Raw genomic sequence first — 20904 nt, 5'->3', positions numbered from 1 at the left:
AACTTTTCGAAAGCTATGAAACAACTGTACTTTATTTTAATATTAAGCTTGATTTTCAGCTGTAAAAAAGCAGAAAACAAAAGCGAAAATTCAGATTCAAAATCTGAAATGAATTCAACTGAAGTAAAAAACGATCGTCCAGAAATTTTAATGAAAATCGCTAAAGCTCACGGTTTTGAAAATTGGTCTGACATTGACGAACTCAAATATAGTTTCAATGTAGATCGAGGCGGCAATGTCTTTACAAGAGGTTGGGAATGGCAACCCAAAATTGAAAAAGTCAGCATGACCACAGCAGACACAACTCTAACCTACAATTTGAATAAAGTTGACAGCACTTTACAACGCACAGACCAAGCATTTATCAACGATAAATATTGGTTGCTTTTTCCATTTCAGCTAGTTTGGGACGATAATTTCGATACCGAAATCAAAAATGAAGTTGAAGCCCCGATTTCAGAAAAAAAACTTACAGAAGTCAGCATCAATTATAAAAATGAAGCCGGTTATACGCCAGGCGACACCTATAAAATTTACATTGATGACCAAAATATAATTCGTGAGTGGTCTTATATTCCTAGTGGAAAACAAGAGCCGGCAATGAGTACAACCTGGGAAGATTACGAAACTTTCAAAGGTTTAAAAATTGCTAAAACTCACCAAAATCCAGACAAAACTTTCAAACTTTATTTTACAGATATAAGCGCAAAATAATAGCATGATTTACCAAAATAGTATAGAATTTGCAAAAGCTTTGGATCGAACCGATCCACTTAAAACATTTAGAAATCAATTTCATATTCCCAAACACACTGACGGAGAAGAAAAAATCTACCTCTGTGGAAATTCATTGGGATTGCAACCGACAAACACGCAAAAATACATTCAACAAGAATTAGATGACTGGGCAAAATATGGCGTAGACGGTCATACAGAAGCCGAACACGCTTGGATGCCCTATCACGAATTTCTGACTGAAAAAATGGCGAAAATTGTTGGTGCTAAGCCTAAAGAGGTGGTTGTGATGAATACCTTGACGACCAACTTGCATTTGATGATGGTTTCGTTTTTCAGACCAACAAAAAAACGGTATAAAATCCTTATTGAAAGCGATGCATTTCCTTCCGACAAATATGCTGTGGAATCTCAGTTAAAATTCCACGACATCGATCCAACAGACGGTATGATTTTATGGAAGCCCAGACCAGGCGAAAATACCTGTCGAATGGAAGATTATGAAAAAATCATTCAAGATCATGGCGACGAAATTGCGTTAGTAATGATTGGTTCTACTAATTATTATTCAGGGCAATCTTTCGATTTAAAAAAAATAACCAAACTCGCTCACGACAAAAATATCACTGTTGGATTCGATTTGGCTCACGGTGCAGGAAATATCCAACCGAATCTTCATGAAGTCGGTGCAGATTTTGCCGTATGGTGTACATATAAATATTTAAATTCTGGACCAGGAAGTCTCGGTGGATGTTTCGTTCATGAGCGACACGCCAACAATCCAGATTTGAAGCGTTTTGTAGGTTGGTGGGGACACGACAAATCTACTAGATTCAATATGCGAAAGGACTTCTCCCCTATTCCTGGCGCCGAAGGTTGGCAACTCAGCAATCCGCCGATTCTGTCGATGGCTGCGATTCGTGCTTCATTAGATGTCTTTGATGCCGCTGGTTTTGAAAAAATTAGAGAAAAATCTGAAAAAATAACAGGCTTTTTAGAATTCCTAATCGATGAATTAGACAATGAAGATATTCATATTATTACACCAAGAAATCCTGAAGAACGTGGGTGTCAACTTTCCATTCAAGTAAAAAATGCTGACAAAACTTTATTCGATAAAATAACTGAAGCTGGCGTGGTTTCAGATTGGCGAGAGCCAGATGTCATCAGAGTAGCTCCTGCTCCATTATATAATTCTTATACAGATGTTTACGTATTTGTCCAAATCTTAAAAAAAGTATTGAATGAAATCTAGAGAACACATACTTATTATTGGCGCAGGACTTTGTGGTTCACTTTTGGCTTTGCGTTTAGCCCAACACGATTATAAAATTACTTTAATTGAAAAACGTGCAGACCTAAGAAAAGCTGATATTTCTGCAGGACGTTCCATAAATTTAGCATTTTCTGACCGCGGGATGAAAGGCATCAAGCTAGTCGGTTTAGAAAAATCCGTTCAAGGACTCTGCATTCCGATGTATGGCAGAATGTTGCACGATCAACAAGGCGAAATGCAATTGTCTAAATACAGTGGCCGTGAAGGCGAATATATCAATTCCATTTCAAGAAGTGGTCTGAATGCTTTGCTTCTAGATGCTGTTGAAAAACATGATAATGTTGAAATTCACTTCAATCAATCTTGTACAGATGTAAATTTGGAAAAAACCTCAGCCACGTTTGAAGATTCTGAAAACCAAGCACAAAGAAGTTTCAATGCTGATTATATTTTTGGTACAGATGGGGCAGGTTCTGTCGTGAGAAAAGAAATGCAAAATCAAAAGAATTTTCTCTTCAGTCATTCGCAAAATTTTCTAACACATGGCTATAAAGAGTTGAGTTTCCCCCCTTCAGAATCTGGAGAATATGCGACTGAAAAAGGAGCGCTGCACATTTGGCCAAGAGGTGAAAATATGCTCATCGCTTTACCAAATTTGGATAAAAGTTTTACAGTTACCTTATTTTTAGCTTACGAAGGCGGTAAATACAATTTCAATAATTTGAACAATCCTGAAATTGTAGAGGAATATTTTAAAAGTATCTATCCAGATGCCTATAAACTTATGCCAGAATTGAAAACTGAATTTTTTGAAAATCCTACTGCGCCATTAGGCACGGTGAAATGTTCACCCTGGACTTTTAAAAACGCATTGATTATGGGCGATGCCGCACATGCCATCGTTCCGTTTTACGGACAAGGCATGAACGCTTCTTTTGAAGATGTTTTCGAATTTGATAAAATTTTAGTCGAAAATAATTTTGATGTTTCTAAGAGTTTCAAAGTATTTAGTGAAACAAGAAAACCCGATGCAGACGCGATTGCGGATTTAGCTTTGGATAATTTCCATGAAATGAAATCGCATACTGCGCAAGATATATTTCTACAAAAAAGAAAAATAGAATTGGCTTTAGAAAAGGAATTTCCAAAACAATATTCTTCCAAATATAGCCTGGTTACTTTTGAAGAGCAAATTTCATATAAAACAGCCATGGATAGAGGTCGCGGACAAGATAAAGCTATTTTGGGATTGCTTAAAAACAACAAATTGCACGATAAACAATCTCTTAAAGAACAGTTGGAGCTCATTCGAAATGTAACCCAACAAATTTTGGAAGGCGATGTTATTTTAGAACATTGAAAGTAATTCATTTTTAAAAATCAATATTGAAATAATTTAAAAAGTAAAATATATGTCAAGCAAATTAGTAGAAGGCAAAGCAAAACCTCGCGGCGCTTATCCACATGTGAAACGCGTTGGAGACTTCATCTACGTGTCAGGAACGAGTTCACGACGTTCCGATAATACTTTTGATGGTGTTGAAGTAGATGAAATGGGAACGACCAATTTGGACATTCGTAAGCAAACAGCAGCAGTTTTAGAAAATATCGACAGTATTCTAAAAGAAGAAAATGCAAGTTTAGAAAATGTCGTAGATGTAACCACTTTTTTAGTCAATATGAACGACTTCAAAGGTTACAATGAAACTTATGCAAAATATTTCAAACCAGAAAACGGTCCAACACGAACAACGGTTGCAGTACACCAATTGCCACACCCACATTTATTGATAGAAATTAAAGTTGTAGCTTACAAAAAAATATAATTATCTAATCCTCAATTGATCTTGACAATTGCTAATTATTTTTTAAAAAGTGGACGGTAATCAATCAATTTTATCATTAAATTGCAATCATTCAAACTGAATTTTATGCAATTGATTTTAAATTATATCAACGGTGAATATTGCAAACCAATAGATGACAAATGGTTGGATAATTACAATCCGGCTGAAGGAAAAATTTACAGTAAAATTGCCAACTCTGGAGCTGAAGATATAGAAAAAGCATACAAAGCAGCAGCCGATGCATTTCCATCATGGTCGGAGACTAGTTTGGATGAACGGAGTAGAATTCTTCAAAAAATTGCGGATATTATTGAAGCCAATCTAGACCAGTTGGCTGAAGCTGAAAGTTTGGACAATGGGAAACCATTGAGTTTAGCAAAATCTGTTGACATTCCCAGAGCAGCCTCAAATTTTAGTTTTTTCGCAAAAGCAATTACACAATTCAGTAGTGAAGCCCACGAAAGTATCGGTTTACAAAGTATGAATTTCACATTGCGCCAGCCAATTGGCGTTGTAGGCTGTATTTCACCTTGGAATTTGCCTTTATATTTATTCACTTGGAAGATTGCTCCTGCAATAGCCGCTGGAAACACCGTCGTTGCAAAACCCAGCGAAATCACACCGTATACCGCATACTTATTGGGTGAAATTTGCACTGAAGCTGGTTTACCAAAAGGCGTCTTAAATATCGTAAATGGATTAGGTCAAACCGCAGGAGAAGCCATCACCAAACATCCAAAAATTAAAGCAATCACCTTTACAGGTGGCACCAAAACCGGTGAACATATTGCCAAAATTGCTGCACCGATGTTCAAAAAATTATCCTTGGAACTCGGTGGCAAAAATCCAAATTTGATTTTTGCAGATTGCAATTATGATAAAATGTTAGAAACCACTGTAAAATCTTCATTTGCCAATCAAGGTCAGATTTGTCTTTGTGGCAGTCGAATTTTTGTAGAAGCTTCAATTTATGAACAATTCAAAAAAGATTTCATTGAAAAAGTTTCTCAATTGAAAATAGGACATCCGATGAATTCAGAAACAAAAATTGGTGCTTTGGTTTCAAAATCACATTTAGAAAAAGTAGAATCTTATGTTGAAATTGCCAAAACTGAAAATCAAAATATTTTATTTGGCGGAAAACGAGTTGATGTAGAAAACTTCAGTGAAGGTTACTATTTTCAGCCTACAATTATAGAAGTCAAAAGCAATGATTGTAGAATCAATCAAGAAGAAATTTTCGGACCAATCGTCAGCATCATGCCATTTGAAACAGAAACAGAAGCATTGAACATGGCAAATGACACCAAATACGGTTTGTCTTCTACATTATGGACTTCCGATATGAATCGCGTGATGCGAATGTCCAAAAAACTTGAATGTGGTATTGTTTGGGTCAATACTTGGCTGAATCGAGATTTGCGAACCCCTTTTGGCGGCACCAAACAAAGTGGCGTTGGTCGAGAAGGCGGTTTAGAAGCTTTGCGATTTTTTACGGAACCTAAAAACATTTGTATTACTTACGAATAAAAATTTTAATTTATGAATATCAATTTAAAAAATAAAAACGCCTTGATTTGTGGCAGTACTGCAGGAATCGGACAAGCCACTGCTCTATTGATGGCAGATTTGGGTGCTAACATAACTTTGGTGGCTAGAGATGAAGAAAAATTAAAATCTACACTGAAAAAATTATCTAAAGTGGCAGGTCAAACACATGATTATATTGTTGCCGATTTTAATGCTCCTGAAAATCTAAAAGTTAAAGTTGAAACTGCAACAAAGCAAAAAGATTATCATATTCTACTGAACAATACTGGCGGTCCTAAAGGTGGACCAATTTATGAAGCTGAAACCAATGAGTTTACTAATGCGTTTTCACAACATGTTATTTGCAATCAAATTTTGGTTCAAGCTTTGGTTCCTGGAATGAAAAAAGCCAAATACGGTCGAATCATCAATGTAATTTCAACTTCAGTGAAACAACCGATTGATGGACTTGGTGTAAGTAATACTGTCCGCGGTGCCGTTGCTAGCTGGAGCAAAACTATGGCAAACGAATTAGGTGAATTTGGAATTACAGTAAATAATATCTTACCAGGATTCACGGCTACTGGTCGTTTAGATCAAATTATTGCCAACAAATCAAAAAAACAAAATAAGTCTGAAAGTGAAGTAGCTGAAGCTATGAAAAACAGCGTGCCCGCAAAACGTTTCGGTCAACCAGAAGAATTAGCCAATGCTATTGCATTTTTGGCTGGTGAAGCTGCTAGCTATATCAACGGTGTAAGTTTGCCTATCGATGGTGGACGTACCAAAAGTTTATAGTGATTTCAAACTAAAAAAATCTCAACAAAAGATTCCAAAATTCTAAAATTATGAAGAGAAAACTCAGAATTAACGGACATTCTCATTTATTGCCATACCCTGAGGAAATTCCTGATTTCATGAGGGAAAAGGAAATTTTTTGGATTGATGAGGATAAGAAATTTATGCTCCAAAAAAACTGGAAACGCCCAGTAACAGATTCTAGTTTTTTCTTGAATGAAAAACTAGAATGGATGGAGCGATATAATATTGACCATGCTGTAGTGCTTAATTTATCTCAATTATATGGCAATGGTTTGCGCGTAGAAGAAATGAAAAAAGCTTTGCGTTTTCAAAATGATTTCAATGCGAAAGTACAGCATAACCATCCTAAAAAATTCTCCTGCGGATTTGTTGTTCATCCAGCTTTTGTAAGAAGTGCGCTTTGGGAAATAGAACGTTGCGTGAAAGAACTCGACTTGAAATTATTATGCTTACCAACGCATTATATGGACAGTATTGGGACTTGGCGTTGTATTTTTGATGAAGAAAATGAGCCAATATTTGAAATGGCAAGCGAATTCAATTTAGCTGTAGAAATCCATCCTTATGATGGCGAAAAGTTCATTAAATTAGAAAACACAGCTTGGCGATTTCATCTGATATGGATGTTGGCGCAATGTGCAGATGCTTATCATTTTTTAACATTGAACGGTTATCCAGATAAATATCCAAATATGCGTGTTTGCTTTGCTCATGGCGGTCAGTTGGCACAAATTAATTTAGGAAGAAGAATACAGGGATTCGATGGAAGACCAGATTTATTTGAAGGCAAAACACACCCTCGAAAATCAGTTGGACACAAAAACATCTTTTTTGATACACTTGTACACGACACAAGGTCATTGAAACTCTTACTTGAGAACCAGAAAAGTTCTCAAATTTTAGCCGGACTAGATGACCCTTATCCTTTAGGTGAAATGGAAAGTGCTCCGCAATCTTCATATCCAGGAAAAATTTTGGATTTAGCTTTAAACGAGAAAATCATATCTGAAACTGAAAAAGATGAAATCTGGTCGGATAATGTACTTCAATGGCTTTATGGCAGCGACGATGAAAGCAAAAATAAATTAGTAAACAAAATATTGAGTTGATGGATTTTATTGATGAATCACTTCAAGATTATGTAGAAAAACATTCCGAAGCAGAGCCAGAATTGCTTCAACAGTTGAATAAAGAAACTTGGCAAAAAGTGCTTCAGCCAAGAATGTTGAGCGGACACTACCAAGGGCGTTTGTTGAGTATTTTATCCAAAATAATTAGACCAGAAAATATTCTGGAAATTGGCACTTATACAGGATATTCCGCACTTAGCCTTGCAGAAGGTTTATCCGAAAATGGCGAATTGCACACAATAGATATCAATGAAGAATTACATGATTTGCAGCGAAAATATTTTAATTTGAGTGGCTATGGAAAACAAATCTTCCAGCATACTGGAGATGCTAAGGAAATTATTCCAAAGTTGGAAAAAAGTTTTGATTTGGTATTTATAGATGCAGATAAAACTTCTTATCCTAAATACTTTGAATTAGTAATGGATAAGTTGAATTCAGGTGGTGTCATTCTATCAGACAATGTTTTATGGAGCGGCAAAGTTGTTGAGAAAGTTGATCCAAATGATATTTCAACGAAAGCACTTTTAACTTTCAACCGTTTACTTAAAGAAGATTCCCGCATCGAAACTATCGTATTGCCAATTCGAGATGGTTTGACGATCTCGAGGAAGAAATAGTTTTTTCGTTAGTTTTTTTCATAATGAATCAAAATAAGTTCGTTGTGAACCTTTATTTTTGCTAAAAGAACTTATAAAATTAACTCCTTTTGGTTTTTGTAAAATTAAATCTCTTTTTTAGTTGAACTCAAAGTTGTATTTAGTGAAGATTTTTATTTAACAAAAAAAGAATTTTAATCCGAAAAATTTAGTTTTATTTAAAACTATTATTAGAGTTCGTTTACTTTTCTTAAATATATTTGCTCTAAAAAATTGACACCAATCTATAAGTTATTTTTTTCAATTTTGTTCTTTTGCGCCTTAAGCAGTTTTGGTCAAAATTTTAAAATTTCTGGACAAATCACCGATGATCAAGGTGAATCTATTCTTGGCGCAAATGTAATTATTGTAGGCGAAAATCGCGGTACAGTTAGTGATGACAAGGGAAATTTCAGTATTACTTTGCCACAAGGTGAATACAATCTAAAAATTAGTTATCTCGGTTTTAAAGAAATCACTGAAACCGTCAATCTCAACAAAAATTTGACTTTAGACTTTCAGCTTGAACCCAAATCTGAGGATTTAGAAGAAGTTGTTATTTCTAGTAGTGTTGAAAAAGTCAACATTCGTGATACAGATATGAGCGTAAGTAAACTTGACGCTTCTAGTGTAAAAAAAATTCCCGTGGTTTTTGGCGAGCCAGACGTCATTCGTTCTTTATTACAGTTACCTGGAATCTCGAATGGTGGTGAAGGAACATCTGGTTTCAATGTTCGTGGTGGCGCAGCCGATCAGAATTTAATATTGATCGATGATGCTATTATTTATGAATCCTCTCACCTATTTGGATTCTTTTCCATTTTCAATCCAGACGCGGTCGATTATCTGAAACTTTACAAAGGTGGAATTCCTGCCAGTTTTGGCGGTCGAGTGTCTTCGGTTTTAGACATTCGTCAAAAAACAGGTAATACTCAAAAGCTAAAAGGTGAAGGTGGCATTGGCGTGATTTCTAGTAAACTTAGCTTAGAAGGGCCAATTCAAAAAAACAAAAGTTCTTTTCTCGTCAGTGGTCGTGGAACTTACGCACATCTTTTTCTAAAACTCACAGACAATAATAACTCGGCATACTTTTATGACATTAATACTAGATTCAACTTCAGACTGGATGAAAAAAACCAACTGAGTTTTTCTGGCTATTATGGTCGGGATTTAATAAATATTAATGATAGTTTTAGTAATATATTCGGCAATGCGTTTGGCGTTGTAAATTGGAAACATCGATTTGATGAAAATCTAACTAGCGACTTAAATTTTTCATTTAGTAGATATGGTTATGAATTGGAATTGCCAGAGGTTGGTTTCAATTTCAAAAATAGTATTTCTAATTTCAAAATCAATTATGATTTGAAACACAATATCAATGAAAATTTAGATTTCAATTACGGCATAAATAGTATTCGGTTTGCTATCAATCCAGGAGAAATAATTCCTACTTCAGTGACATCTAGTTTTAACGCTAGAATTCTAAATAACAAATACGCTTATGATAATTCTGCATATTTTTCTGTAAAACATTCACTTACCGATAATATAAATTTACAGTACGGATTGAGAGTCAATGCATTTTCCAGAATGCAAGACAAAACAATAGACATCTATGAGAATGACCAACCACTGTTATATGATGAAAATAGAGATATTTATGTAGAAGCTTCTCCGATTGAAACTATCGATGGCGATGAATCTGAAATTGAAAAAACTTATTTCAATCTGGAACCTAGACTTGGAGTATCTTATATTTTAAATGATAACACCTCCATCAAAGCCAGCTATAATAGGATGGTTCAAAACTTACATTTATTATCCAACACTTCTTCACCAACACCTTTTGATGTGTGGACACCCAGCGGAAAATATGTAAAACCGCAGCAATTAGACCAATTTGCTGTTGGTTTTTTTAAAGACTTCAAAAATTCACCTTACACACTTGAAACAGAAGTTTTCTATAAAAAAATAAATAACCGCATCGATTATATAGACGGAGCAAATTTAATAGCAAATGATGCGATTGAACGTGTAATTTTGAACGGTGAATCTCGAGCTTATGGCTGGGAAGTTTATTTCAAGAAAAATACTGGTAAATTTACAGGGTGGATATCTTACACATTATCGAGAAGTGAACAACGCACACCAGGGCGTTCACCAGAAGAAATAGGCATCAATAATGGAGATTGGTATCTCAACCCCTACGACAAAACACATGATTTGTCCATCGTTGGTAGTTACGAATTGAATAAAGCCTGGTCATTCAATGCAAATTTCAACTTGCAAACTGGTAGACCAGTCAATTTTCCTGTGGGACAATTTGAATACCAAGACTTGAATATTCCAATTTATGAAGGACGAAATCTGAATCGTTTACCGACTTTTCACAGATTTGATGTTTCTGCGACTTACACACCAAGAAAACAACAAAAAGCTTGGGAATCTTCATGGAATTTCGGTATTTATAATTTATATAACCGAAGAAATGCAGCTTCACTGAATTTTGAACAAAATGAAACTACTGGACAAAACGAGGCGGTTAGGTTTTCAATATTTGGTATTGTACCGTCGGTGAGTTATAATTTTAAATTTTAGTCATGAAAAAACTTTTCATTTATATAATATTGATTTTCAGCTTTACAGCTTGTGAAGATGTTGTAAAAGTCGACCTTGAAGATGCAGAACCAAGACTCGTTGTAGATGCAGCGATAAAATGGGAAAAACAAACTTACGGTAATGAACAATTCATATATTTATCAAGATCTGGCGGATTTTATGCTGATGAATTAGAGAAAGTTTCAGATGCAGAAATTCACATAGAAAACAGCAACGGAGATATATTTATTTTTGAAGAAACTGAGGCTGGAACATACAAAACTTCGACTTTCATTCCTGAAATTGGCATGGAATATCGGCTGGAAATTTCAGTTGATGGCAAAACTTACACAGCTACTGAAATAATGACTCCAATAGTACCGATTGAATTTGTTTATCAGAATAATGAAGGTGGTTTTTTCGGAGATAATATAGAAATTGAAATCACTTTTTTAGACCCAGAAGAGGAAGAGAATTTTTATTTGTTCACCTTTGACGATCCAAATTTCGCTTATCCAGAATTCAACATTTTTGATGATGGATTCACCAATGGAAATCAAATTTCTGCTACTTATTCAGACGACGAGCTCGAGCCGGGAGATGTTATCGATATTGAAATGTTAGGCATTTCAGAAAGTTATTACAATTTTCTAGATATACTTTTGGATCAGATTGGAAGTTCTGGCGGACCTTTTGCCACGCAACCAGCTACAGTAAGAGGAAATATTAAAAATACAGAAAATCCAGATGAATTAATTTTTGGTTATTTTAGTCTTTCAGAAATGAACCAACGCGAATTTATCATTGAAGAAGAAGAGGAAGAATGAGTTTCAAAAAAATCACAGAATCAGATTCAAAATACCGACATTTAGAAAAAATGTCAGTTGAAGAGATCTTGGTTAACATCAACAATGAAGACCAAAGTGTTGCTTTAGCAGTTCAGAAAGTCATTCCACAGTTAGAAAAATTAGTTCAAAAAATTGTTGAACAATTGAAGCTAGGCGGACGCTTATTTTATATTGGCGCAGGAACAAGCGGAAGATTAGGAATTTTGGATGCTAGTGAATGTCCGCCAACTTTTGGCGTGTCTTCCGATTTAGTAAACGGTATTATTGCTGGTGGAGATCATGCCATTCGTTATGCCGTAGAAAATGCCGAAGACGACACAACTCAGGCCTGGAAAGATTTATTGACATTTGAAATTAATGACAAAGATGTTGTTGTTGGAATTGCTGCATCGGGAACCACGCCTTACGTTATAGGTGGTTTGAAAGATTGCCAAGCTCATCAAATAAAAACCGCTTGCATCACTTGTAATGAAGGTTCTCCGATGTCAAAAGTTTCAGATTTCCCTATTGAAGTAATAGTTGGGCCAGAATTTGTCACTGGCAGTTCAAGAATGAAAGCAGGAACAGCACAAAAATTAATTCTGAATATGATTTCTACTTCTACGATGATTCAGTTAGGCCGAGTGAAAGACAACAAAATGGTTGACATGCAACTCAGCAATGAAAAACTGAAACAGCGAGGGGCAAAATTAATTATGGAAACTTTGAATGTAAATTTAGATAAAGCTAAAGAACTACTGGAAAAACACGGTAGTGTAAGAAAAGCAATCGCCAATGAAACATACCAATAAAAATACTCTGGGCAAAGGCATAAAATTCGTTGCAGGTTCTCTACCACTCATATTCTTAGGACCTTCGATAATTTTTAGTGCATTCAACAATCAGGACAAACCTTTGTACTGGCCAGTTTTAATATTAGGAATTATAATTTGCATTATTGCTGGATATTTAATTTTTAGAGGAATAAAAATTATTTTGAGTGCAATGTTTGATGAGTGAAACTAGAGTAAGTTTAATAAGAATTTAATTCAATTAAGATAAAATCTATTCCTTGAAAGGTTGTTTCAATTGTTTCCAAAAATCTTGCGGATAATCTTCATCATTTTCAAAACCCAATTCGATATCCCTGCCATCTTTTGGGACGTGTGCTGTACCAAAAAGATAATCCCAAATACTCAAAGATAAACCGAAATTCATGCCATACGGATGCGATTTGGGCAAGGCTTTAGAGTGATGCCAAATATGCATCTTAGGATTGTTGAAAATATATTTGAAAATACCATAATCCCAAGATAAATTGGCATGATTCAAATGACCGATGAGCACACCAAACATATGAACGACAAAAAAAGCTTCAATACCAAAACCAATCATTGCTAAAGGCAAATACTGAACACTTTTATAAACAATCGTTTCCATGAAATGAAATCGAAATTGGGCTGCAAAACCCATTTCTTTAACACTATGATGAACTTTATGAAACTTCCACAACCACGGCTGTTTGTGTAATTGTATATGAACATTCCATTGAATAAAATCTGCCACTAAAAACATGATAAGCAATTGCAGCCAAACTGGAAAATCCTGAATGTGAAAAGCTACAATATTATCTATGCCAAATAAGTTTAAAAAATCATTGAATAATTCAACAAAAATATTGGAAATAGCATTGTATCCTATTAATGAAAATATGAAGAAATTAAAAAAAATGTAAAAGACATCTAACCAAAATCCACGTCTGAATATTTTTTGATCTTTACGCCAAGGAATTAGGATTTCAAGAATTAGAACTAGAAAAGACAAACCTAAAAGCCACCAAAAGTAATTGGTCCAAGATGGATTTTGAATTTCTTCTACCAAATAATTAAAGTAACCTGTGAAAGAGTTTAAGAAAATGTCGATGTATTTATCCATCAATAAATTTTAAGGCAAAAGTAAACAGATTTTCATTCTACTTTTGTCACACAAGTCACAAAAATTGTAAAACTAAAATTTGAATATTACAATTTTGATGAGGAATAAAATTTAACCTAAAAACTAGTTTTTCAAAATATCATATTTACTGATTTATATCATTTACGATGCTGAAGTTAGCCAGTATCTTTGATTTAAATTTAGTTGAGAATGAGAAATTTAATTGAAAAATACAATGTACCAGGGCCGAGATACACAAGCTATCCAACAGTGCCATACTGGGAAGAGGCTAATTTTTCAATCGCTAGTTGGAAAAAATCACTTCAGCAACATGGTAGTGATGAAATCAGCTTGTATATTCATTTGCCATTTTGTGAAAGCCTATGTACATTTTGTGCCTGCAATAAGCGAATCACCAAAAGACACGAGGTCGAATCTCCTTACATCCAAGCATTGCTTCAAGAATGGAATATGTACTTGGATATTTTTTCTCATAAACCTAAAATCAAAGAAATTCATTTAGGCGGTGGTACACCAACTTTTTTCAATCCAGAAAATTTAAAATTTCTCATTGAAACTTTATTAAAAACTTCAGCAAAAACGGAAGATATCAATTTCAGTTTTGAAGGTCACCCAAATAACACCACAAAATCACATCTTGAAACTTTATTCAATCTTGGCTTTCGCAGAGTCAGTTATGGCATTCAAGATTACAACCCTGAAGTTCAAAAAGCAATTCACAGAATTCAATCTTTTGAAAACGTTCAAAAAGCAACCGAAAATGCAAGAAAAATAGGTTATACTTCTGTTGGTCATGATATTATTTACGGTTTGCCAAAACAAACTCTGGAAGACATCATAAACACAATCAAGAAAACCAAAATCTTGATGCCAGACAGAATTGCATTTTACAGTTATGCGCACGTCCCTTGGACCAAAGGCAATGGACAACGCGGATTTAGCGAAACGGATTTACCTTCTCCAAAACAGAAGCGTTTGCAATATGAAACTGGCAAAAAAATGCTAGAAGATATCGGTTATATTGAAATTGGTATGGATCATTTTGCACTTCCAGAAGATGAACTAAACATCGCTTTTCAAAATGGAAAATTACACAGAAATTTTATGGGTTATACCACTACAAAAACCGAACAACTTATCGGTTTAGGAGTTTCTGCAATTAGTGATAGTTGGTTTGCATTTGCCCAAAATGAAAAAAAATTGGAAGATTATTACAGTCGAATTTCAGAAATGAAATTACCAGTATTTAGAGGTCATATTTTGAATCAAAAAGATTTAAATATTCGTCGACATATTTTAAATTTAATGTGTAACTTTGAAACAAGTTGGGATAAAAATGATGAAAATAACTTGATTTTTAACGATATTATCACAGATTTAAAAGAGTTCGAGCAAGATGAGTTAATTTCAATACAAAACAATAAAATTATTGTAAAAAATAAGGGAAAAGCCTTTATAAGAAATATTTGTATGGCTTTCGATTTAAGATTAAAATCAAAACAACCTGAAACCAAATTATTTTCAATGACTATTTAAAACCTAAAACAATGAAAAAAATATTAGTACCCGTAGACTTTTCAAAACCATCTGAAAATGCCTTGAGAATTGCAGCACAATTGGCTAAAAAAAATAACGCAGAACTGCATGTTTTACACGTTATTGAATTGGCAGAATCACTATTCGGAGGAGCACAATTCAATGTTGATGATGAGCAAATCATTTTCTTTATGAAACTGGCAAAACAAAGGTTTAGTAAGTTTTTAGATAAAGACTTTCTAAAAGACGTAAATGTGATTGACAATGTAGAATCTGGTTCAACGACTTTTGGAATCAACGAATCCGTAGAAAAAAACGACATCGATTTGGTAGTCATGGGATCAAGCGGTAGTTCTGGTTTTGAGGAAATTGTCATAGGTTCTAATACAGAAAAAGTAGTAAGATATTCCAAAGTTCCAATTTTGGTTGTAAAAAATGAAATTGAAGATTTCAATATCAAAAATGTAGTTTTTGCTTCAAATTTTGAATTGGAAAATTTAGACGCTTATAAAAAAGCTAAAAATTTTGCTGATAGTTTTGATGCTAAAATCCAATTGCTTTATGTGAATTTACCTGGCAATCAATTTTACAGCACTGAAGAAATCCGTGAGCAAATGCGTAAATTCTTGAATAAAGTTGAAGTGCCACTTTCAAGAGAAAATATTGAAATTTATAACGATTACACTATAGAACAGGGTGTCATTAACGGTGCTAGATCACTGAAAGCAGATTTAATAGCCATGCCAACTCACGGTAGAAAAGGATTGTCACATTTTTTCAATGGCAGTATTGGTGAAGATGTGGTGAACCATTCAGAATTGCCAGTGATGACTTTTAAAATCTAAATATTTAAAACTTTACCGAAATTTAATAGAGGCTTTTTGCAAAATTAGCCTCTTTTTTATTATGTTTGAAAATGAAATCGACCAATCGTTTTATATTCAAGCTAATTTCAGCTTGCCTTCTACTGAGTTTAGTTAGCTGTAAAAATGAATTCAGGAATAATGTTGTAAATGTTTTTGAAGGCAAAGTTGTCGATGAAAATAATCAACCAGTTGAAAATTTAAAGATTTTTCTAGGTGAAAATGAGCATGAATACATTATCAACAATTCATTTTACAGCAACCCGATTAGTTTAAGGATGAACGTTTCTACCAATTCCGCTGGGGAATTCAAAATGTATTTTCCTGGCACTAATTTTTTGGATTTGGTTTTATATCTCGAAGCATCAGATCTCGAATTCAGGTATTTATTTGAAGGTGAATTTATAGAAAGAGATAATGTTATAATTCCTGTAAATACTGACCAATTGTATTATGATTTAGGCACAATTCAACTGATTCCATCTGAATAATTATGAAAAAAACACTTTGCTTACTTTTATTTTGTCAAATTATAATTGCTCAAACCGATAGTTTAAGTACTAATTTGAATGATCTAGATCAACGTTATGACGACAATTTTACAGTTCAAATAACTGCTGGCGGTCAATTGTTATCAAGTCTAAGCGATGGCTACTTCAGTGAAGCTTATGACCCAAGTTTAGGCATCAACGTGGGAATTTTAGGAGGAATAAAAAATTTAGGTGGCATTGGAATTAATTATTCCCGAACTGAACTATCGTTGGATAGTCAAGTATTTCTAGGCGATAATTTTGAAAAAGAACATTTGGCAACTTTAAGTTTTTTCGTGTATTACGAACATTTCATTACCAAAAACTTGCTCGCTACCATAAATTTTGGATATTTTAATGGAAGCATAAGGCACAAAGTTAATGAAGGAAATAGCTATTTTACTGGAAACTACATTTTAAATTATAACGGCATAAAAAATGATTTACAGGTTTCGTATTACTTAAATGAAAAACAAACATTACGTGCTTTTGCTAGTTCAAATTTTCATTTTTCTTTGTCAAACTCAATAGATGCACCACGTCAGGAGAGTGATTATTTGAATAAAAATAATTTCGTCACTTTTGCTTTAGGGCTTATCGTTTCTTTAGAAAATAACTAATTTCAGAAATATACTTTTAAATTTAGACAGACTCAATCACTTTGATTAAGTCATCTTTTTGTAGGACACCACTTTGTCGCCATTGTTGTTCTCCATTTTTAAATAAAATCAGTGTTGGAACGCCACGCACTTGATATTTTGCGGCTAAACTTTGATTTTTATCAACATCTATTTTTACAATTTTCACCTCATCGCCTAAATCCGCTTTGAGGTCTTTTAGAATTGGTGCTAAAGTTTTACAAGGGCCGCACCAATCTGCAAAGAAATCTACTAAAACCGGTGTGTCTCCTGAAATAATCTGACTAAACTTACTCATAATTTATTGTTTTCATTAAAAACCTCTATTCAAATATCGTGCAAATTATACCAATATCAAACTTGAACTTAACTGTATTGGTCATAATGCCAAGTATAAAAAATCCCCACAAAAAAGCAGGGATTTAAATCTCAATTAAAATAATTATTTTGAATGTTATTTATCTCGAAATTTCTCATATTCCATATAAAGCGTCGCTTCTTGCCACTCGCCGTTAGAATTATAGAATTCTTTTTCTATGGTAAAATATGCCACTTCATTTTCCCAATACATCTCTACAAATACCGCATTGAATTCAGAAATGAAATCATCTTCAAAATCATTAGGAATCAAAGATACTTCTTCTTGGTCTTCATCAATATTGATTTTATAAAACACAGTAGTATCCATTAAACAAGTACTGAAATTTTCAGTTTCTACAAGATAGTATGAGTAGGGAATTTTAATCGCAATTTCAGAAAAATTTTCATCAGTAATCCAACCTCTATATGACTCTAGAAGTGAAGACATATTGCAAAATGTGGCTTCTTCAAAAAGATCGGTGGTTTTCTTGCCGTCGTGATTTAAATCTAGAGTAACATCGGTATAAGCTGCTTTCAATTCATAACTTCCTAGGACACTATTTAAGAATTCTTGGTTGTCTTGGTCGTTATCCTGAATGTCGTCATCATTACTACAAGCAAACAAACTCATCGCTAATAATGCTAAAAACATGTTTTTCATAATATTTGTTTTCAGAAGTACAAATACGAATATAAAAAAAATGATAAGAGTTTGCGGTCTTATAAAGCTGAACTTCTATTTGACGTGAATATTTATATACGAAGGAAGCCCTATTTCGACCTGGCTTTATAAATTCCTAAAAACAAATGCACCGACATTTTTCTCGCATTAGTTTTAGCACGATGTGCAATTTCTCCACTGTATAGCTCATCGATGGTTTCAAACCACAAATTCATCCAAATCCCAAAGTGATAATTGGTGATTTTTTCACCAAATGCTTGATCGACTTTGATATGAGCCCGCTTTGGATTTCCTGTAAATGTGGATTTAAAAAACAAGTTGCTTTCCCAGAAATCAGTCAACTTTTCTAAATGCGCTTCCCAATCTGTAATTGTTTCATTGAAAAAATGACCGATTTCATCATTCTGCCTTATTTTCTCATAAAACTTTTCGACTAAAATTCTCACATCTTCCCTACTCTCAATATCTTCCATTTAGTTCAATTTTGAAGATTCAAATCTTTCAAAAGCTGCTTTTTCTAAGCTTTCCTGATGATCTGGATGTGCGATAGAAATCAGAGCTTTGGCACGTTGTTTTAAATTTTTTCCATATAAATTGACCACGCCATTTTCGGTCACCACATAATGAACATGTGCTCTTGTTGTGGTCACGCCTGCACCTTCATTTAGAAATGGTGTAATTTTGGAAATTCCCTTGTAAGTTGCTGAAGGCATGGCAATAATAGCTTTTCCGCCTTCAGAAAGCGATGCACCTCTAATGAAATCCATCTGACCGCCAACACCAGAATATTGTCGTCTTCCAATAGTATCAGCGCAAATTTGTCCAGTTAAATCTATTTCTATAGCAGAGTTAATCGCCGTAACTTTAGGGTTTCTTCTTATAATCGCAGTGTCGTTTGTATAAGCGGCTTCTTTGAAATGTACCATTGGATTTTCATCTATGTAATCGTATAATTTCTGCGAACCCATCGCGAAACAAGTCACAATTTTACCCGGTTTGACGACTTTATGTTCACCAGTAATAATTCCTTTTTCTACCAAAGGCAAAATTCCATCTGAAAACATTTCAGTATGAATCCCTAAACCTTTGTGATGATACAAATTATTCAAAACCGCATTTGGAATAGCACCGATTCCCATTTGTAAAGTTGCACCGTCTTCAACTAAATGTGCCACATGCTGACCGATTTTTTCTTCAATTTCATTGGCAACTAGCGGATCGTGCCCGTGAATTGGCATATCGACTTCTACAGCAGCATCTATTTGGCTGATGTGCACGATGCCGTCACCGTGAGAACGCGGTACTTTTGGATTCACTTGGGCGATGACTTTTTTAGCCGATTGTATGGCTGCAAGCGTGACATCTACAGAAGTTCCTAATGAACAATAGCCGTGTTTGTCTGGTGGAGATACTTGGATAAAAGCAACATCTAGCGGTAAAATTCCGCGTTTGAAAAGTAGATGAATTTCACTCAGAAAAATCGGAATATAATCCCCATAATCAGAATTTACTGCTTTCCTGACGTTTCCACCTACAAAACAAGAGTTGGTTTTGAAAGCTTTTCGATAAGGATCTTGCGTATAAAGCGCCTCGCCTTCGGTATGAAGTTGAACAATTTCCACTTCAGAAAGATTCTCGTAGCGATGACATAAAGCTTCTATTAAAATTTTAGGCGTCATGGCGGCACCTTGAAAGAAAATTCGATCGCCGCTATTGACTAAAGATACAGCGGTTGATTTGTCGATATAATTTTGCATAAAATTGAGTTTTAAATTTTAAAAGTGACACGACTTTGATGCGTCTACTTGTTCTGTTGCCGGTTTCGGTGAAACATATGGAATACCTAGACCCATTCCTCTCAAAATAAATAAAATCCCGATAATTCCCACAGCAACAGGAATAATTTTTCTAACATTGAATTTAATTATTTTTTGAATGAAATCCTTAGCATAAATCACTAAAGTCATCAAAGGAATAGTTCCTAATCCAAAAATCACCATGTAAGCTGAACTATTCAAAAGGTCAGAAACTGCAACTGAAGCGAAAACCGCCATGTAAACCAATCCACAGGGTAAAAAACCATTCAGAAATCCTAGATAAAAAAATGTATCAATTTCTTTTTTCTTCAAAGATTGACCGATTTCAGATTTTATTTTACCGATGAATCTATATAATGGTTGTGTAATTTTAATTGAATTCAATGTCGATTGAGGTAAAATTACAGAAAGCAACATCAAAACACCTATGATTATGGACAATTGCTGCTGAAAACCGAACATTGCAAAACTTTCACCAATCAGGCCAAAAAGGAGTCCGATCAATGCATAAGTCGAAATTCGACCTAAATGATAGAGGAAAATTTGAAAAAACTTTCGGGTTTTATTTTGTCGGTCGACAGGTAGCATTAGTGCAATTGGCCCACACATACCGACGCAGTGCAAACTTCCTAATAAACCAAATATGAAAGCCGACCAAAGCATCTAAAACAAGATTTCTTTTTTAATTAAATAAGACTTTTCATCTATTTTAAATTTCAAATTGACATTCCAACGTCCAGATTTAATGAGTTGTCTTGGAATGACAAACTCTTGTGTTTTCAATTTCAAGTCTACCGTAAAATCAAGTGTTTTATCAGAAGGTCGATACATGAAAACTTCACCAGAAATTTTTGAAAATTCTATAGTTTCAGGAAAAATAAACTTTAGCCCTTCGCTCGATTTTTTAATCTCTATATCTGCGTCTAAATCTACGGCATTTTGTGCCTCATCAAGTTCATTCTGGAATGTCAATTCTTTTTGATAATAAGATTCGACGACCAAGTCGTGTTCCAATTCTTTACTAGAAACCATTTGCACCACCATAAACATGATGAAACCTATAAAAAGTACAAATGCGATAACAATGGAAGTTCCCCAATTCAGTTTCATAATTTT

The 20904-nt window shown here is 34.3% G+C and carries 23 protein-coding genes; 16 read left to right on the top strand and 7 right to left on the bottom strand.

Translation table 11 applies throughout. The annotated features are described in order from the left end of the window. Nucleotides 1–15: 15 nt before the first annotated feature. From EIG86_RS04100 to EIG86_RS04045, 12 genes are all read left to right on the top strand, one after another. On the top strand, nucleotides 16–714 hold the full coding sequence (locus EIG86_RS04100) for a hypothetical protein (RefSeq protein WP_127844871.1): 699 nt from the start codon (nucleotides 16–18) through the stop codon (nucleotides 712–714). A 4-nt stretch (nucleotides 715–718) separates the two neighbouring features. Then, nucleotides 719–1990, top strand: coding sequence for a kynureninase (gene kynU / locus EIG86_RS04095; RefSeq protein WP_127844870.1), 1272 nt, complete (start codon nucleotides 719–721; stop codon nucleotides 1988–1990). Further along, nucleotides 1980–3371 carry an FAD-dependent oxidoreductase gene (locus EIG86_RS04090; RefSeq protein ID WP_127844869.1) on the top strand — a complete coding sequence of 464 codons (1392 nt, stop codon included), beginning with the start codon at nucleotides 1980–1982 and terminating at the stop codon, nucleotides 3369–3371. The genes kynU and EIG86_RS04090 overlap by 11 nt, the downstream gene beginning before the upstream one ends. Before the next feature lie 52 nt (nucleotides 3372–3423). Then, nucleotides 3424–3837, top strand: coding sequence for a RidA family protein (locus tag EIG86_RS04085; protein ID WP_127844868.1), 414 nt, complete (start codon nucleotides 3424–3426; stop codon nucleotides 3835–3837). A gap of 105 nt (nucleotides 3838–3942) precedes the next feature. Further along, entirely contained in the window at nucleotides 3943–5388 is a 1446-nt protein-coding gene (locus EIG86_RS04080) for an aldehyde dehydrogenase (protein ID WP_127844867.1), read from the top strand. A gap of 12 nt (nucleotides 5389–5400) precedes the next feature. Beyond that, nucleotides 5401–6186, top strand: a complete 786-nt coding sequence (locus EIG86_RS04075; RefSeq protein ID WP_127844866.1) for an SDR family oxidoreductase — start codon at nucleotides 5401–5403, stop codon at nucleotides 6184–6186. Between the two features lie 50 nt (nucleotides 6187–6236). Next, nucleotides 6237–7319 (top strand): amidohydrolase family protein, encoded by a 1083-nt coding sequence (locus tag EIG86_RS04070; RefSeq protein ID WP_192901704.1) that lies wholly within the window; start codon nucleotides 6237–6239, stop codon nucleotides 7317–7319. Continuing rightward, nucleotides 7319–7960 carry an O-methyltransferase gene (locus EIG86_RS04065; RefSeq protein ID WP_127844864.1) on the top strand — a complete coding sequence of 214 codons (642 nt, stop codon included), beginning with the start codon at nucleotides 7319–7321 and terminating at the stop codon, nucleotides 7958–7960. The genes EIG86_RS04070 and EIG86_RS04065 overlap by 1 nt, the downstream gene beginning before the upstream one ends. Nucleotides 7961–8212: 252 nt before the next feature. Then, a complete protein-coding gene (locus EIG86_RS04060; RefSeq protein ID WP_240032175.1) occupies nucleotides 8213–10579 on the top strand; it encodes a TonB-dependent receptor in 2367 nt (788 codons plus the stop codon). A gap of 2 nt (nucleotides 10580–10581) precedes the next feature. Then, on the top strand, nucleotides 10582–11406 hold the full coding sequence (locus EIG86_RS04055; RefSeq protein WP_127844863.1) for a DUF4249 domain-containing protein: 825 nt from the start codon (nucleotides 10582–10584) through the stop codon (nucleotides 11404–11406). After that, complete coding sequence (murQ, locus tag EIG86_RS04050) at nucleotides 11403–12218, top strand: N-acetylmuramic acid 6-phosphate etherase (protein WP_127844862.1); 816 nt, start codon at nucleotides 11403–11405, stop codon at nucleotides 12216–12218. The genes EIG86_RS04055 and murQ overlap by 4 nt, the downstream gene beginning before the upstream one ends. Continuing rightward, nucleotides 12202–12426: a DUF6095 family protein gene (locus EIG86_RS04045; protein ID WP_127844861.1), complete on the top strand. Its 225-nt coding sequence runs from the start codon at nucleotides 12202–12204 to the stop codon at nucleotides 12424–12426. Before murQ ends, EIG86_RS04045 begins: the two co-directional genes overlap by 17 nt. A 45-nt stretch (nucleotides 12427–12471) precedes the next feature. On the opposite strand, the gene EIG86_RS04040 is transcribed toward EIG86_RS04045, so the two are convergent. Then, on the bottom strand, nucleotides 12472–13341 hold the full coding sequence (locus EIG86_RS04040) for a sterol desaturase family protein (protein ID WP_127844860.1): 870 nt from the start codon (nucleotides 13339–13341) through the stop codon (nucleotides 12472–12474). 210 nt (nucleotides 13342–13551) lie between these two features. Here EIG86_RS04040 and hemN point away from each other — a divergent pair, with 210 nt between their 5' ends. The 4 genes from hemN (at nucleotide 13552) to EIG86_RS04020 (ending at nucleotide 16911) form a co-directional block, all read left to right on the top strand. After that, nucleotides 13552–14898: an oxygen-independent coproporphyrinogen III oxidase gene (gene hemN / locus EIG86_RS04035; protein WP_127844859.1), complete on the top strand. Its 1347-nt coding sequence runs from the start codon at nucleotides 13552–13554 to the stop codon at nucleotides 14896–14898. Nucleotides 14899–14909: 11 nt separating this feature from the next. Then, the gene (locus EIG86_RS04030) at nucleotides 14910–15743 is read left to right on the top strand and encodes a universal stress protein (protein WP_127844858.1); all 834 of its coding nucleotides are present in this window, start codon (nucleotides 14910–14912) and stop codon (nucleotides 15741–15743) included. A gap of 71 nt (nucleotides 15744–15814) precedes the next feature. After that, entirely contained in the window at nucleotides 15815–16252 is a 438-nt protein-coding gene (locus tag EIG86_RS04025) for a peptidase associated/transthyretin-like domain-containing protein (protein ID WP_127844857.1), read from the top strand. A 2-nt stretch (nucleotides 16253–16254) separates the two neighbouring features. Then, a complete protein-coding gene (locus EIG86_RS04020) occupies nucleotides 16255–16911 on the top strand; it encodes a hypothetical protein (RefSeq protein ID WP_127844856.1) in 657 nt (218 codons plus the stop codon). 22 nt (nucleotides 16912–16933) lie between these two features. Here EIG86_RS04020 and trxA read toward each other — a convergent pair whose 3' ends face one another. The 6 genes from trxA to EIG86_RS03990 all read right to left on the bottom strand — a co-directional run bounded on the left by trxA (nucleotide 16934) and on the right by EIG86_RS03990 (nucleotide 20898). Beyond that, nucleotides 16934–17230, bottom strand: a complete 297-nt coding sequence (trxA, locus tag EIG86_RS04015; RefSeq protein WP_127844855.1) for a thioredoxin — start codon at nucleotides 17228–17230, stop codon at nucleotides 16934–16936. Nucleotides 17231–17383: 153 nt separating this feature from the next. Further along, nucleotides 17384–17950 carry a hypothetical protein gene (locus EIG86_RS04010; RefSeq protein ID WP_127844854.1) on the bottom strand — a complete coding sequence of 189 codons (567 nt, stop codon included), beginning with the start codon at nucleotides 17948–17950 and terminating at the stop codon, nucleotides 17384–17386. Nucleotides 17951–18060: 110 nt separating this feature from the next. Next, nucleotides 18061–18444, bottom strand: coding sequence for a group III truncated hemoglobin (locus EIG86_RS04005; protein ID WP_127844853.1), 384 nt, complete (start codon nucleotides 18442–18444; stop codon nucleotides 18061–18063). Further along, entirely contained in the window at nucleotides 18445–19728 is a 1284-nt protein-coding gene (locus tag EIG86_RS04000; protein WP_127844852.1) for an acetyl-CoA hydrolase/transferase family protein, read from the bottom strand. 18 nt (nucleotides 19729–19746) lie between these two features. Beyond that, nucleotides 19747–20451, bottom strand: a complete 705-nt coding sequence (locus EIG86_RS03995; protein WP_127844851.1) for a sulfite exporter TauE/SafE family protein — start codon at nucleotides 20449–20451, stop codon at nucleotides 19747–19749. Beyond that, nucleotides 20452–20898 carry a FixH family protein gene (locus EIG86_RS03990; protein WP_127844850.1) on the bottom strand — a complete coding sequence of 149 codons (447 nt, stop codon included), beginning with the start codon at nucleotides 20896–20898 and terminating at the stop codon, nucleotides 20452–20454. Nucleotides 20899–20904: the final 6 nt, after the last annotated feature.

Source organism: Psychroflexus aestuariivivens (assembly GCF_004010055.1).
GTDB lineage: Bacteria > Bacteroidota > Bacteroidia > Flavobacteriales > Flavobacteriaceae > Psychroflexus > Psychroflexus aestuariivivens.
The sequence above is the reverse complement of the archived record's forward strand: the minus strand, read 5'-3'. Positions and strand labels throughout refer to the sequence as shown.

Bases quoted from the DNA above. Each gene is read 5' to 3' on its own strand.
- EIG86_RS03995 (WP_127844851.1), bottom strand. From the start codon at position 20,451: ATGCTTTGGTCGGCTTTCATATTTGGTTTATTAGGAAGTTTGCACTGC.
- EIG86_RS04080 (WP_127844867.1), top strand. From the start codon at position 3,943: ATGCAATTGATTTTAAATTATATCAACGGTGAATATTGCAAACCAATA.
- EIG86_RS04010 (WP_127844854.1), bottom strand. From the start codon at position 17,950: ATGAAAAACATGTTTTTAGCATTATTAGCGATGAGTTTGTTTGCTTGT.
- EIG86_RS04005 (WP_127844853.1), bottom strand. From the start codon at position 18,444: ATGGAAGATATTGAGAGTAGGGAAGATGTGAGAATTTTAGTCGAAAAG.
- EIG86_RS04090 (WP_127844869.1), top strand. From the start codon at position 1,980: ATGAAATCTAGAGAACACATACTTATTATTGGCGCAGGACTTTGTGGT.
- EIG86_RS04085 (WP_127844868.1), top strand. From the start codon at position 3,424: ATGTCAAGCAAATTAGTAGAAGGCAAAGCAAAACCTCGCGGCGCTTAT.
- EIG86_RS04020 (WP_127844856.1), top strand. From the start codon at position 16,255: ATGAAAAAAACACTTTGCTTACTTTTATTTTGTCAAATTATAATTGCT.
- EIG86_RS04025 (WP_127844857.1), top strand. From the start codon at position 15,815: ATGAAATCGACCAATCGTTTTATATTCAAGCTAATTTCAGCTTGCCTT.
- hemN (WP_127844859.1), top strand. From the start codon at position 13,552: ATGAGAAATTTAATTGAAAAATACAATGTACCAGGGCCGAGATACACA.
- EIG86_RS03990 (WP_127844850.1), bottom strand. From the start codon at position 20,898: ATGAAACTGAATTGGGGAACTTCCATTGTTATCGCATTTGTACTTTTT.
- EIG86_RS04045 (WP_127844861.1), top strand. From the start codon at position 12,202: ATGAAACATACCAATAAAAATACTCTGGGCAAAGGCATAAAATTCGTT.
- murQ (WP_127844862.1), top strand. From the start codon at position 11,403: ATGAGTTTCAAAAAAATCACAGAATCAGATTCAAAATACCGACATTTA.
- EIG86_RS04055 (WP_127844863.1), top strand. From the start codon at position 10,582: ATGAAAAAACTTTTCATTTATATAATATTGATTTTCAGCTTTACAGCT.
- EIG86_RS04100 (WP_127844871.1), top strand. From the start codon at position 16: ATGAAACAACTGTACTTTATTTTAATATTAAGCTTGATTTTCAGCTGT.
- EIG86_RS04040 (WP_127844860.1), bottom strand. From the start codon at position 13,341: ATGGATAAATACATCGACATTTTCTTAAACTCTTTCACAGGTTACTTT.
- EIG86_RS04065 (WP_127844864.1), top strand. From the start codon at position 7,319: ATGGATTTTATTGATGAATCACTTCAAGATTATGTAGAAAAACATTCC.
- EIG86_RS04000 (WP_127844852.1), bottom strand. From the start codon at position 19,728: ATGCAAAATTATATCGACAAATCAACCGCTGTATCTTTAGTCAATAGC.
- kynU (WP_127844870.1), top strand. From the start codon at position 719: ATGATTTACCAAAATAGTATAGAATTTGCAAAAGCTTTGGATCGAACC.
- EIG86_RS04030 (WP_127844858.1), top strand. From the start codon at position 14,910: ATGAAAAAAATATTAGTACCCGTAGACTTTTCAAAACCATCTGAAAAT.
- EIG86_RS04070 (WP_192901704.1), top strand. From the start codon at position 6,237: ATGAAGAGAAAACTCAGAATTAACGGACATTCTCATTTATTGCCATAC.
- EIG86_RS04075 (WP_127844866.1), top strand. From the start codon at position 5,401: ATGAATATCAATTTAAAAAATAAAAACGCCTTGATTTGTGGCAGTACT.